Source organism: Sphaerochaeta halotolerans (genome assembly GCF_003429665.1).
Classification (GTDB): Bacteria; Spirochaetota; Spirochaetia; order Sphaerochaetales; family Sphaerochaetaceae; genus Sphaerochaeta; species Sphaerochaeta halotolerans.
The window spans coordinates 303,037-316,377 of sequence record NZ_QUWK01000001.1; the positions used below are offsets into that span (position 1 = coordinate 303,037).

At 44.0% G+C, this 13,341-nt stretch carries 15 protein-coding genes; 4 read left to right on the top strand and 11 right to left on the bottom strand.

What is annotated here, in order from left to right; translation table 11 throughout:
- Nucleotides 1-226: 226 nt before the first annotated feature.
- The 6 genes from DYP60_RS01375 to DYP60_RS01400 form a co-directional block, all read right to left on the bottom strand.
- Entirely contained in the window at nucleotides 227-943 is a 717-nt protein-coding gene (locus tag DYP60_RS01375; RefSeq protein WP_117329066.1) for a hypothetical protein, read from the bottom strand.
- Nucleotides 934-1,755 (bottom strand): TIGR04255 family protein, encoded by an 822-nt coding sequence (locus tag DYP60_RS01380; protein ID WP_117329067.1) that lies wholly within the window; start codon nucleotides 1,753-1,755, stop codon nucleotides 934-936. The genes DYP60_RS01375 and DYP60_RS01380 overlap by 10 nt, the downstream gene beginning before the upstream one ends.
- A gap of 125 nt (nucleotides 1,756-1,880) precedes the next feature.
- The gene (locus DYP60_RS01385) at nucleotides 1,881-2,789 is read right to left on the bottom strand and encodes an N-acetylglucosamine kinase (RefSeq protein WP_117329068.1); all 909 of its coding nucleotides are present in this window, start codon (nucleotides 2,787-2,789) and stop codon (nucleotides 1,881-1,883) included.
- Nucleotides 2,786-3,697 carry an N-acetylmuramic acid 6-phosphate etherase gene (murQ, locus tag DYP60_RS01390; RefSeq protein ID WP_117329069.1) on the bottom strand — a complete coding sequence of 304 codons (912 nt, stop codon included), beginning with the start codon at nucleotides 3,695-3,697 and terminating at the stop codon, nucleotides 2,786-2,788. Before murQ ends, DYP60_RS01385 begins: the two co-directional genes overlap by 4 nt.
- Before the next feature lie 8 nt (nucleotides 3,698-3,705).
- Nucleotides 3,706-4,560 carry a carbohydrate ABC transporter permease gene (locus DYP60_RS01395; protein WP_117329070.1) on the bottom strand — a complete coding sequence of 285 codons (855 nt, stop codon included), beginning with the start codon at nucleotides 4,558-4,560 and terminating at the stop codon, nucleotides 3,706-3,708.
- Nucleotides 4,557-4,985: a carbohydrate ABC transporter permease gene (locus tag DYP60_RS01400; RefSeq protein WP_240622805.1), complete on the bottom strand. Its 429-nt coding sequence runs from the start codon at nucleotides 4,983-4,985 to the stop codon at nucleotides 4,557-4,559. Before DYP60_RS01400 ends, DYP60_RS01395 begins: the two co-directional genes overlap by 4 nt.
- Here DYP60_RS01400 and DYP60_RS01405 point away from each other — a divergent pair.
- A complete protein-coding gene (locus DYP60_RS01405; RefSeq protein ID WP_117329071.1) occupies nucleotides 4,921-5,193 on the top strand; it encodes a MurR/RpiR family transcriptional regulator in 273 nt (90 codons plus the stop codon). The two genes, DYP60_RS01400 and DYP60_RS01405, sit on opposite strands and share 65 nt — an antisense overlap.
- 215 nt (nucleotides 5,194-5,408) lie before the next feature.
- Complete coding sequence (locus DYP60_RS01410; protein WP_133299264.1) at nucleotides 5,409-5,990, top strand: type IV toxin-antitoxin system AbiEi family antitoxin domain-containing protein; 582 nt, start codon at nucleotides 5,409-5,411, stop codon at nucleotides 5,988-5,990.
- Nucleotides 5,991-6,069: 79 nt separating this feature from the next.
- On the opposite strand, the gene DYP60_RS01415 is transcribed toward DYP60_RS01410, so the two are convergent.
- From DYP60_RS01415 to DYP60_RS01435, 5 genes are all read right to left on the bottom strand, one after another.
- Nucleotides 6,070-6,411: a helix-turn-helix domain-containing protein gene (locus DYP60_RS01415; protein WP_117329073.1), complete on the bottom strand. Its 342-nt coding sequence runs from the start codon at nucleotides 6,409-6,411 to the stop codon at nucleotides 6,070-6,072.
- A gap of 176 nt (nucleotides 6,412-6,587) precedes the next feature.
- Nucleotides 6,588-7,076, bottom strand: a complete 489-nt coding sequence (locus DYP60_RS01420; RefSeq protein ID WP_117329074.1) for a PIN domain-containing protein — start codon at nucleotides 7,074-7,076, stop codon at nucleotides 6,588-6,590.
- Nucleotides 7,076-8,122, bottom strand: a complete 1,047-nt coding sequence (locus DYP60_RS01425) for a helix-turn-helix domain-containing protein (RefSeq protein ID WP_117329075.1) — start codon at nucleotides 8,120-8,122, stop codon at nucleotides 7,076-7,078. Before DYP60_RS01425 ends, DYP60_RS01420 begins: the two co-directional genes overlap by 1 nt.
- 1,022 nt (nucleotides 8,123-9,144) lie before the next feature.
- Nucleotides 9,145-9,723: a type II toxin-antitoxin system antitoxin SocA domain-containing protein gene (locus DYP60_RS01430; RefSeq protein ID WP_165849461.1), complete on the bottom strand. Its 579-nt coding sequence runs from the start codon at nucleotides 9,721-9,723 to the stop codon at nucleotides 9,145-9,147.
- A gap of 338 nt (nucleotides 9,724-10,061) precedes the next feature.
- Nucleotides 10,062-11,012, bottom strand: a complete 951-nt coding sequence (locus DYP60_RS01435; protein WP_117329077.1) for an ATP-binding protein — start codon at nucleotides 11,010-11,012, stop codon at nucleotides 10,062-10,064.
- Between the two features lie 718 nt (nucleotides 11,013-11,730).
- On the opposite strand from DYP60_RS01435, the gene DYP60_RS01440 reads away from it, so the two are divergent.
- Nucleotides 11,731-11,982, top strand: a complete 252-nt coding sequence (locus DYP60_RS01440) for a helix-turn-helix domain-containing protein (protein ID WP_117329078.1) — start codon at nucleotides 11,731-11,733, stop codon at nucleotides 11,980-11,982.
- Complete coding sequence (locus DYP60_RS01445) at nucleotides 11,982-13,268, top strand: type II toxin-antitoxin system HipA family toxin (protein WP_117329079.1); 1,287 nt, start codon at nucleotides 11,982-11,984, stop codon at nucleotides 13,266-13,268. The genes DYP60_RS01440 and DYP60_RS01445 overlap by 1 nt, the downstream gene beginning before the upstream one ends.
- The last annotated feature ends 73 nt before the right edge of the window (nucleotides 13,269-13,341 follow it).

The following is a 13,341-nucleotide window of genomic DNA, read 5'->3' on the forward strand; positions in this document are numbered from 1 at the left end:
TGTAAACCATGTTTCCAGAAGGTCAGAAATATACCATATAGGGTGGCAAACGGATCATTCCTGGCACCCACTTCGTAAGGTTATGTATTCTTTATCCCAGACTTTATAGATTCCCAACTCATACAGTGTCATCTCATCTTCAAATAAGCAATACATCTCTTCAAGTGCAATACGGTCGATTTGGAACAATGCTTCAAATTTATGGTGTATTGTGTCTTTAACTGTTTCATCTGATTCCAGTGATACTAAGATTATAATCCAAGGTTGCTTCATTTGGCTTCCTGTCTTTTGCGAGTCTGGCTAATCTGTCATGGGTGTTTTTTGATCGCCGGATCAGAATTGCTAAGATATCAGATAAATTTTCATAATCCTTACTAATATCTGTGCTTGTTAAGAATATGTCTAATAATGATTTATTATACTTCTGGATATTCTGATACAGGTATGTTCGGGAAATCGGAATGCTCGTATCAGGTAGGGTGCCTATTAATTTGTAGATACTACTGATCTTGTATGCTTTCTCTCCTGTTGGGGTTGTTTTTCCGCTTAACCAGTCATAGATACTCACTCTTGATACAGAAAAGATTCGCGCCCATTCAGATTTATTGAAGGAGAAGAAACGGCTGATCTGTGCAAATTGCTCTTGATAGTCTTTCGTTTCAATAGACTCAAGTCCAGAGCAATTTTCATTTTCAATAGTATTCTCGAAAATGAAACTATTTGAGATACAGAACCTTGGGAAATGAGAATTACCCGCATACCATCTAATAATCTCGTTACTATACGTACTGGTTGTAATAATCGAATTGGTTATTTGGATTTGGTCGTAACCTGTTGAGGAAACCTGTTTTTGCGTATATCTCCCATATTCAGCAACAGAGGATTGCCAGCGATCGAGCAGAGTATTTGGATACATTTCTTTATAAGCTACAATTACTTCCATACTATTTTTGCCTTTTCTGAAATTACACTAGTAAAGAATACCTCTTCTATGGTTGCATGCAATTCCCCAAAGATGGAGTCCAATTGTTCAATGACCTCATGCTTTTTTGCTGCTTTCAGGAGAATGTAGTGATCAATATCAACAAAGGTGACGAGGTTTATATCCTTAAAAACTTCCGGAGCTCCCAATGGGAATTTGATGATATCCTGGGGATATTTATATCCATTGAGGTTTTGCATAATCCTCAATTGGAAATTGCTCAACATTTTTATAGACTCTATTTGAACACCACGTTGTGTTGAGTAAGCAAATAAGGCATTGTCACTCCATGATACCGATTCTGGAAATTGCATTCCATGAAAATGCTCATGTAATACTTCTTTCCAAGAAAGGTTCTCTTTTTCTGGGATTACATTAATATACCTTAGACCAAGACGAGTGACGGCTGAGATATCAACAATGGAATCGAAACTGTTCACAGCCTCGATAAATTTTCCAATAAATGCTTGGTAATCATACCCACTGCAGTCAGTGATTTGGTAGGTGAGGGTATCCTTGTCGATGAGAATATTCTCAGAATAATCATTGGATGAAAAAACCCATTGCTCTAACTTCTCTGTTTTAATTTCGCCATGTGGGCCTGTTTGAAAGTTCTCCCCTTGTAGCACATCAAATAGAGGAAAATCTTTTCTCCTCAACAGATCTTGTACTTTTGGGATATATTCTGCAATTTGCATAATTGGTGAGAACTTTAGTTGGATGAGCACGGCGGTCAGTGGGCCATTCGATAATGTCATTTTCGTCCTGTTCATACCTAGCCTCCAATCACACTTTACATCATACTTTACACATATGCAAGGCAAATTAGCGAAGAAATGTTGGACTTGAACTGCTTGTTAGGTATTTATATCTTTATATAAGTAAATGATTTGATTTTTTATTTTTCTTTTCTCTCCAAATCCCTTGCCAGCAGGCACGCTCCATCGAGAGCAGTTCCTCTGCTTTCAATGATGACAAGGTGTTCCAGGCGTTCAGAGAGAAAGCGCTCAAAGAGTGGACGCACGACTGGGTCGTGTTCCAAAACACCACCCGCTACCACCAATTCATTGTTCTGAATCTCTGGATTCTGCACTGCTTTCACCAAGGCAACCAACTCCCTTGCAGCTTGTTCGAGAATTGCGAGGGCTAGGGGGTCTTCCTGTATTGCAAACGTGGTCACGATCGGGGCGAGGGATGCGATGTCAGCCTTGCTGGCTTTGTGGTGCACATAAGAGACCAACTCCTCACTCTTCTGAAGAGCACAGGCTTCCAGAAGCCTCTCCAGCATTGCTGTGGGAAGGTCCCGTCCATCGAGTGAGCGGAGTGACCTCATCAGAGCCTGATGAGCAATCCAGTAGGCCGATCCCTCATCACCCAGGAGGTATCCATACCCACCTGAACGTATGGTTTTTCCTTTCTTTGTTCTGCTCATTGCAATACTGCCTGTTCCGCTGATTAATGCATACCCCTCGGGGCCGCCAAGGCCACCGGTCAGGAGAATCTCCCCATCGCTGCAGAGCTTGACAGGAACAGAGGGAAGCAGTGTCTCCAGGATGCTGGAAAAGGTATTTCTCTCTTGCTCTCTTCCCAGTCCGGCTGAACCAATGCATCCTGCTTTGAATGGTCCAAACTCCTTGACTTGGTCAAAGAGCTCGCGCAGGTGTAGTGCAGCCTCTTCGGGTTTTCCGGTGTAGAGGTTGGTTGGTCCACCAGTTACCGAGCGTACCCGGTTCCCGTCTGTATCCTGGACGGCAAGACGTGAACGGGTTGCTCCTCCATCAATACCAAAGGTAAAGCCTTCTCTCAATGTACCACTCCTCTGCTGTCCAGTGCCCGGTTCAGGCTTCCTTCACTCTTCTCAAGCAAGTTTTTCGCATCCTCTGCATTGAGGGAGAGCATATGCATAAGGATGGCAACTCGGACATTCCCGTTGCTCGACTCGTACAGCAATTCTGCTTCCTCTCGACTACAGGCAGTCACCTCACTGATCAGGCGCTTGGCACGGTCTACCAGCTTTGCGTTCAGGGGAAGCATGTCGACCATCAAGTTATTATTCACCTTCCCGATTCGGATCATCGCAGTGGTGGTAATCATGTTCAACACCAATTTCTGGGCTGTCCCCGATTTCATCCTCGTTGAGCCGGTGATGATTTCAGCATCGACGGCGATGTAGATCTTATGGTCTGCATGGTCGAATACCGCTGAGTATTCATTGCAGCTGATCGCTCCCACCTTTGCCCCGAGCTCCTGTGCCCAGGCCATTGCCCCAATGACATACGGTGCTTGGCCGCTGGCGGTAATGCCTACCAAGACGTCAGTAGAGGTGAAGCCTCTCCTTTTCAGTTCTTCAATCCCAGCCTCTGGGTCATCCTCTGCCGACTCAATGGCAGTGGTAAGGGCGGGAAGCCCCCCAGCGATAACCCCCTGGACCATGGTGGGTTTCACCCCGAAGGTCGGAGGACATTCAGAGGCATCCAGTACCCCAAGCCTCCCGGAAGTCCCAGCCCCGATGTAGAAGAGTCTTCCTCCTTTCTTGAAGGAGACCACGACATCATCCACCAGGGAAGCGATTTCGGGTAGCCTCTGGGCAACAGCAAGGGGGACCTTCTGGTCTTCTTGGTTGATGATGGTGAGTATTTCAAGCGTGCTCTTGGTGTCGATGCGGTAGGAAGCTGGGTTTCTCATCTCTGTGGTAGGTAGATTGGTATGGGACATGGATTCTCCTATTTAACCGCACCAGCGGTCATTCCCTTGATGAAGTACTTGGACATGAACAAGTACAGGATCAACATGGGCAGTATTGCTATGGATAGGCCGGTAAAGAGCAAGCTCCAGTTTGTGCTGTGTTGGCCAAAGAACGTCGAAAGTCCAACAGGCAGGGTTTTCACCTTGTCTGATTGGAGGAATACCAAGGGGAAGAAGAAGTCGTTCCAGATGGGTACAGCGTTATAGATGGTGACCAGGGCAATAGCCGGGGCAACCATCGGCATCACCACACGGCGGTAGATGGCAAAGTCATTGCATCCGTCGATTTTGGCAGCATACTCAAGTTCCAACGGGATTCCCTTCATGAACCCTGCCAGGATGAAGACGGTGGAGGGGAGTCCCATCGCCATGAAGATGAGTATGACCGAAAGTGGTTTGTTGATAAGCCCCAAGGTTTTGATCAGGAGGAAGAGAGGGATGATCGCAGCCTTCAAGGGAAGCATGATTCCACTCAGGAAGAGCATGTAGACCAACGTGTTGAGCCGGTAGGTGTATCTGCTTATACCGTAGGAAGCCATGGAACCAAAGAGGAGTACAAAGGCCATGCTGGTGGTGGTCACCAACAGGCTGTTGGCGAAGTACCTGGAAAAGCCCTTGTCTATCCATACCGTCTTGTAGGAGGAGAAACTGAACTCCTCCGGGAGGGAGAACGGGGTGGTGAGAATTGCACGGTTGTCCTTGAATGAGGAGAGCACCATGTTGATCAAAGGATAGAGGATGAGCAGTACATAGAGAGACATCACGAAGATGGCTATGGAGATAAAGAGTTTCTTTCCTGTGGAGGCTCCACGGTAGCGGAAGTCGGTGATCATAGCTGTACCTCCCGTTTTCTGGTTACAAAGATGGAGAGGAGGGAGACCGTGAAGGTCAACAGGTAGATGACCAGGCCGATCGCCGAGCCAATCCCTATCTCTGGACTTCCTGCGTCGATCGAGCCAAAGGCTGTTCGATAGAACAGCGTCCCGATGGTGTCAGTGGAGTAGTTCGGAGCTCCATCCAAGCCGGTCATCGTATAGATCTGCTCGAATACGTTAAGGCTTCCAATAATGGTAAGTACCGTGATGATGGTGATGGAGGGAATGATTAAGGGGAAGATAATCTTCCAGAAGAGCTTCCACTCTCCAGTTCCTTCCAGGTAGGCAGCTTCTAGGCACTCCTGGGGAACGTTGTCGATGGCAGCAAGGAATACGAGGGAGGCGAAGAAGAATGGTGCAACAGTAATTGCCATTACCCGCATCGGGGGAAACTCCCTCTCCCGCCAGGCAGATTACACGCTCAATGTCGTGAATAGCGAGTCGCTCTTCCGTGAAGGGGCCACGCTCAGCCGATTCGCTCAACTCCTGGTGGTGGACTTGGTCTACACCATGATCCTAGCCCGCCGCCACACAACTGTCAGTGCCCTGCTTAAACGGAAAAGGGAGGCAGCCAGGCATGTGTCGGGATGAAGTGACTCAATACTCTGCGTATTGTCAGAGTATAGCGTGAAAATTACTTTGCGTATTGTCGGAGTATAGCGTGAAAATTACTCTGCGTATTGTCAGTAGATTCACTTTCAAGCGCTACTTTAGCCGCTTGATACCACTATATTCTGAATAGTGTTCAAAATATGCTCTCTATCTTCTGAAAGTATGATATAATCATACGTATAGGAGATAGGATAGTGCTAAAGACACGGGAGTATGTGATGTATGAGTTGTCCTCATATGCCTCCCCAAAGGCAAAACTCACCCAGATGATTAAAAAAGGTGAGATTATCCAGATCATCCGTGGAGTGTATGCTGATAGCCTTTCTGATCCTCATCTCCCTGTTGCTGGTATGATCTATAGCCCGAGCTATATCTCCTTTGAAACTGCGCTGGCCTATCATCAGATGATACCTGAGAGAGTATATGAAATGAAAAGCGCAGGGTTTCGCTTGAACAAGGAAAAACACTATGAAACCCCATTCGGACGATATAGTTTCCTGTATATTCCTGAATCTGTCTTCCCCTGGGCGTTGGAGCCAGCCCCGGAGCAAGGCCATGGGTTTCGTCTCGCAACACCGGAGAAAGCATTGCTTGATACACTCTATAAAATTCGCAAGATTCAGAGTAAAAAAGCTATCCAAGATTTGTTGTTTGATGATTTGCGGCTTTCTGAAGACCAAGTATATGCACTGGATTGGGAGATGATGTCTTCCTTGGCTCCTCTGTATCACAGTACCACCTTACAGACCTTGTTACGATGGAAGGAACATGTATGAAGAGAGAAATCGAGAAGATGCTGGAATTCTATCACTTAGAGTCTCCTAGGGATTCGGTGAATGCTTTGAAGGAAATTGTTCAGGAAGTGGTCTTACATTTGCCATGAGTTTTCCTCTTTGTTGCACGTTTGCCAATGGGAAGCTTCATATCCTGGAGTGTTCTTCCCAATACATCATCCTTGGCAATGAGAAGCAAATCATCAACAAACCCGATGGCAAGCAGAACTTGTACATATGCTCCCATCGAGACAGAAGGTGAGCCCTTCTCGATTGCCCAGAGTGTTGCCCGGCTGATCCCCGCCCTCTCCGCAACCAGGGTTACAGGGAGTTCTCTTCGTAGTCTGGCTAGTTTTATCTGTACACCCATCTGAGTGAGTTTTCGCTGTGCTGAGGGTAACAGCGTGATCGTTTTCTGTCCCATAGAAAAAGCTTAGGTTCTTTCTATCGAGTTTTCAATGAACTGACAGGTTAATGTTTAATTATAGAAACAAATATAGCATATAGTCTTTAATATTGAACATTATTTATGCGTCAGTGATACCGAGTACCCATAAGACACCCATGCAAGGTAACAGATAACATGCATACAGGGAGGGTTTATTGTGTGGCAAGTGCTTCAAGTCGGTTGAATGCATCATTCCAGGGGAGTCTTCGTTTATGGTTTTTCATTTCTTGGTATGCATTAAATGCTGTTTTCTTGGTAATGATATCATATTGAACCATGTGTTCTACAACCCAAAGAGTTCCCATGCAGGCAACTCCCTCTTCCCTTGCAGCACTCCTTAAGTCTTCATCTCCTGTAAGAAGTGGACATTGTTCTTGCTTTGCAAGCATTAACGCAAAACAATCATTTCTACTTGGTTTTGGATATTTCTCAATTATAGTAGTGACTTCCTTCAATGAGTGGATGGAGAGTTCTTGGAGTAACAAGCCATAATCAAGCAAGTACTCATGAGAATTTTCCAGTTCCTCGAAATAAAGAATGTCAGGAACCGCGAAAGAGAAGGGGAGACTGAATAATTCCTTTAAAATATGACCCTCTTCTAGGTCTATAATGATATTAGTGTCACTAATGAGAACTGGCATCACTCTTTTCCCATAAACCTATCCGCATGGAACTCCATCAAGTTCTTTCCCAATAATTCTGCAGCTTTCGATTCTCCAATGATGTGTTCTCCAAGAGCACGATACACAAGTCTGGTAAAGAGGGAAGATTGTTCACAGCGGTATGGTTCTCCCGGCTCCTGTTTTCTCCAACCTCTAGAGGAAAATAGTTTACATACGTTCGTGTATTCAGTTTGTGATATGATCTCTGTATCGAAAGCCCTTCTTATACACGCTTGCATGCTGATGCCATAGCGTTGTTTCAGATGGTAGAGCTCAGCTATTTCCAAGGAATGTCTTTTCTCTCCAATCTCTCTCTTAAGAGAGTCGAGAGGAAGCAGAAAGGATCCTGCGAAACGATGGCAGCAGAGCTCTTCATCGAGATTGCTATCCAACGAACTAGATAAGAGATGATGTGCAAGTTCATGCGCCATCGTAAATCGTTGGCGTGTTCCATCCCCATTGCTTTGGCACACGATGATTGGCATGTCCTCAATTACTGCTTGTAATCCATCGCACATACCTTCACTCGCATATGAAATCATGATGACTATATACCCATGTTCTTCTAGAAGGGCCGTAAGATCAGTAATGCCCTGTGATCCAAGTCCCCATTTCTCACGGATGCTATTTGCATACATTTCTACATCTTCATAGGTATGCAGGGTATTTACCGGTAGGTCCAAATTCGGTGAATCGATCGGAAAATTAGGCCAGAGGTTCTTGAGCTCCATCCAACGTTCTGCTTGATCTACTACTTCAGCTTCTATCTTGTGTAATGTCTTCTTTGGAAGGGATGCTCTTTTCCTATACTGTATCTCACCCAGTACTATCGTATTGGGGCGAAAAAAGTATTCACTCTTTACTCCTAGAGTTTTTGCGAGACGAATGAGCACAGGAGAGGAAGGCATGCTTTCTCCATGTTCATATTTCTTGATCATGTTTGCACTGACACCAACGCTGTCTCCAAGTTCCTTCATTGATAATCCGGAAGCAGAGCGAGCACGTCTAAATCGTTCTCCAAACATGGCAGGACCTCCTTACGGTTTATATAATATAGTAATTTAATAAAAACGTAAACCAAAAGAGTAGATATTTTGGGATTATTATTGATATAGTTCTCTAGGTTACGAGCAATTACTGAAACAACGCTCCTTAAGGATGTGTGAGTAACTATCGCTTCGTCTGAATATTCTTGTGCGCTGAAAGCGCTTGTCCGATACCGAGGGAATCAATCCGAACCGTTGATGATGACTGTAGCGGGACTGCTTGAATGGGGTGGCCTCAGCCATCTCAAAACAGGCGGAGTCGAAGCAAACGGCCTTTACTGCGATTCCTCAGGTTTCAATCCATAGAGCTCACGCATTGACCTGTCATGGTTTTCACCCACCGCTTGGATGTTTGTCTTGTAGGCGTCGTACTTGATCCTGTCCAGACAGTGTCGTTGAGTAGGTAAAAATTTGCTTGTTTGTATACATGAGTGAGGAGTCTTCCATCTATCTATAAGAAACTGATGAGAATACGATATGCACGATATTGTTATCTGAATGAATATTTACCCCTTCTTCGTTGCGTGACTGTGGGTAGATTGCATAATCCAAAATGCTCGAATGCGCTTTTGATATCTCTCTTTACTTGGAGTGAACTATGCGCTTAATTTACTATACAACCAAATAATGTACCTAACCCTTCCTCAGATAGATGGCTCATTATTTTCATATTTCTGCATTGGAGACTTACTGTGTCTTCAGGAAAATGATCAAACCCGATATCTATATCAAAGACTGTATCGAGGGGAAGGTTATGCTCATTTGCATTGAAACGTATGTGTTGAGAATGGCACCTTTCTCCGTTTGGTTCGTAATACTGTATTAAAGAAGTGCCAGTGACCAAAAAGTATTCAATCTGAGGCGTAATCATGCTATTTGGACATCCAAGATACATGAAATATCAATCCTTCACAATCTCATCTTGCTGAAATGGAAAGTCATGCCACTTGAATAATACTCCAACTTGGAAATTGTCGAGGTTCACAATTTTGAGTTCCTATCTAGATGACATTTTTCATGAAATGTTGGACTGCAGCCTCTTCGATAGGAGTTCTCGCAGTAATATCCTTTTCCAAGATATTTGGAAACGAATCCAGTGGATTAATCGGTACTCTTTGACTCGTATTTCTCTTGCTCCAGGCCTTTTTCCAAGCCGGGATTTCTCTATGTGTAATTTCACAAATCTTATCACAAGTGATATCCCGAGATGCATATTTCTCTAGAGTTGATTCTATCAAATCAAGTTCATGATCTGAAAAGAATTCCAGATTTGGTTCTGCCACTGGTTCATAGATTATCTGTTGTTCACTGGTCTTTTTCAGAACTACGGTATCTCTAAATGGTTGATTTCTCAAATTCTCTTCACGGTTATCATACAGTACACTCGGCACTGGTCCATTTGTGAGTGCTATATAATCGAGGTCGAACATTGTTCTTCCAGTTTCTTTTACTTCTGTAAAATCAATCAAAGCAAGATACTTATAGATATATGTCTGATATGCAGGCTTGTTTGTGAGCTTCTTATGGATGATTGCAATATACGCAAGAGCGTTTTCTAATCTTTCCTTCTCGTATGCCAAGACATGCTCCTTTTTCCATACAATACTAAGTGTATATTCTATATATACGATATTCTAATGACAGGCTGAAGTCAACGAGTGTCTTCTACGATTTTGTATAAATAGCTATATTTCAGCACTTATAGTGCTTATAATACGTATTCCTAACAATGCAATGCTAGTCAAGAAACATGCAAACATTGCAAGAGCTGTGAGGATGGAACAGCTCTTCAGGTGGTTCATCAACGAGGGGGCTTGGACCCCTTTGTCGCCAACTTGACGATTTACCAGATGCTCAATGAGCTGGAGCTTTCCTCTGCAGAGAAGGATGTGAAGATATCTCCCCTGGCTAACCAGACCTATCGATTGATCAAGATCCGTTTCAGTACATATCTCTTTGTTTTTCCCCGACCTTGTTTTTTGATCAGGGAAGCATCAATCATCTGACGGAGGATGAGGTATGCACGGGTCTTCTTTACTCCAAGCAAAGTTTGTGCTGATTCATCAGTGACATAACCAACTCTTTGAATTTCCTCCAAGATTTGTTTGAATTGCTTGGACGAGTAGAGCGGAATAGGTTCCTTTGCACTTGCTTCCACTGGTTGACTCTCGTTCTGGTTTGGAAGGACTATTTTGAATGTGTTGGGTGTGACTTCGATTTGTTCATGGGCTGCCATATGTGTATATAGTTCTCTGATCCTACGTAGTCCGGTCCCATAAGCTTCAACATAACCCAAACGATGAAAGATATCAGCAAGCAAACGGTTCCTTGGTTGTGAAATACCAGCCATAATGTCCATTGTGGTTAGCCCTCCCACAAGACCCCCAATGGAAACAAATTCAATGTGTTTTTTGGTAATGGTTATGATGATGCTTCCACTATAAGCATAGTCTCTATGTATGATTGCGTTGAGTAATGCTTCCCGAAGGGCTTGTTTTGGGTAATCCCAATACTCGCGACGAGAGAGATCGTCAATCTGAAAACGATTCTGATTACACAACATAAGATAGGTATAGGTATCTTCCAATTGTGTCAGGACCGAACCACTGAATTCTTTCGCAGAATTAAAGGTTGTTTTTGCCTCATCACTGAATACAGCTACCTTAATAGTATGCATACACTGATCTGAGAGTAGAAGGCCAAGATTTGTATAAAGCCCAGTCTCTTCAATGATGCCAAGTCGAATGAAATGTTCTTTTTCAAACGGTATGTCTTTCTCTTTGTATACGAGCCTTGCTTGTTCAAAGGTCAAGTCCTGGATGAGGGAGCGCATACGTTCATAATAATCTCCATCACTAATCTTGATCATTTGACGTATTTTTTCATCGGAGGCAGGGGCAGCTGAAGTTCCTTGCCGTATATATACTCCTGCCGGCTTGAGCTCTTTCTTCCGCAGTTTTCTATCATATATTCCAGGATATACTGAATATTCACTATGATAAAGTGAAAATTCACTATTGATTGTAGATCATGGACCAGATGGACTGAATATCACCGCTCTGATCGACGAAGAGGCTGGAACAGCAAACTCCCACAGAGTGGCTTAACCGTAAGCGACAGTATGTGGCAAATGGGTCATAGATGGTTGGTTGATCTAAGAAACTTGCTATTACAAGCATCAATATGCTAGGCACATTGCTTTCTTGCTCCGTCTTTTATAGAAATTGGCTTGTTTGTGTACATGATGCCGTTGTCTTTTATAAAAAACTTTCAAAATGTATAAATGACCAGCGTGTGATACTCCGGGGTATGCCAGTGTTGCATACATAGAGAAGAATCAGTCATGTCATTTTGTCTTGGGAAGAAAGCTTTCGTAGCATCGTTGTAGGTCTCTAACAGTTCCATGTGAGGAGCTTCTGAAAATTACTGCCGATACCGGCAAAAATTTTCAGTATTTCGATTTTTTGTGAAATATAACTTAGATTATTGGTCGTTCTATACCCTAAAGGGTAAAAATCTATAATTAACCCTATAGGGTATATCTACAATATATACCTTATGGGGTATGCTGTTTTTGTGGAGGACCTATGCAGAACCTAATATTGACCCCGTTCCAACTTGCCTATTATCTAAAAAGTAGACGAAAGAGCTTGAACCTCACACAGAAGCAAGCTGGAGAACTTGTGGGACTGTTGCCCAAGACCATATCTGCCCTGGAATCACATCCAGAGCGGTGTTCCCTTGAAAGCTTTTTCAAGCTTGTCTCTGCTCTGGAGATTGAGATGCTTCTGCAACCAAAGCCCCTCCCAGATGAAGAGACAGAGAAGGATGCGTGGTGATGAAACAGACACTGGATATTTGGATGAACGGTGAACATGTTGGGAAATGGACGCGCTTAGGATCAGAGCAATCCTTTAGGTATGTGGAGTCGTATCTGAGAGACCAAAATGCACGTCCTCTTTCCCTCTCTCTTCCGCTTGGACCGGTTTCCAAAGAAATAAAAGGCCCAGAGGTAGCATCCTTCTTTGACAATCTTCTCCCAGATAATGCGGATATAAGACAGAGGATTCAAAGGCGGTATGGACTTTCTTCTAGCTCTCCTTTCGACTTACTTTCTGAAATAGGTCGCGATTGTGTTGGTGCTCTCCAGATATTGCCTGAAAGAAGTATTGTTCCAGATGTTCATGTAATCGAAGGAGAACCTCTCAGCGAGAAAGGGATTGAGAAGGTTCTCCATGCGAGTTCCACGGGTTCTCTTCCTGGTGATGATACGCTACGTATCTCAATTGCCGGGGCACAAGAAAAAACAGCATTACTTCGAAATAATGGACAGTGGTGTAAGCCTATTGGAGCAACACCGACTACGCATATCTTCAAGTTGCCACTTGGTGAAATCGGGGCATTGAGGGTGGATATGCGTGAATCCATAGAAATTGAATGGTTGTGCCTCAAGATTCTTGAAGCATTTGGTCTCGATGTTGCTAAAGCAGATATTGCAGTATTTGGAACGCAGCGAACTCTTGTTGTTGAACGTTTTGACAGGAAACTTTCTTCTGATGGTTCTTGGTGGATGAGGCTTCCGCAGGAAGACCTATGCCAGGCTCTGGGAGTCTCCCCTGAAAAGAAATATGAGCATGAAGGAGGGCCTGGTATTGTTGAGATCATGCATTTCTTGCTTTCATCGAGTGAACCGCAAAGAGATAGAAAACTATTTCTGAAAACGCAGCTTCTCTTTTGGTTGCTTGCAGCCCCGGACGGGCATGCAAAGAATTTTAGCATCTCTATCGGGAAACAAGGCCGATACTCGTTAACACCATTGTATGACGTTATGTCTGTATATCCGGTAATGGGCCATGGAGCCCGAATGATTTCGCCAAAGAATTTCAAGATGGCTATGACTCTAGATGGGCATTATGAGTGGAACAGAATACTAAAACGACACTGGGAAGAGACAGCCAGGATATGTGGTGCTGGTAGTAGTATGAAAGAGATATTCACTGAGATGCTTGAGCAGTTGCCTGGAGCAATCGATAGGACCTCTGAACAGCTTCCTGCGAACTTTCCAAAGGAAGTTTCAAGTTCCATCTTTGAGGGAATGAAAAAGGCTGCAATGAGGCTGGAGTAGGGGAGTATAAGCATTTCTTGTAAAGTTGCGTTTCTCTCTATTTCCCTTGAGGCCATCTACTCTCCTTCTCACA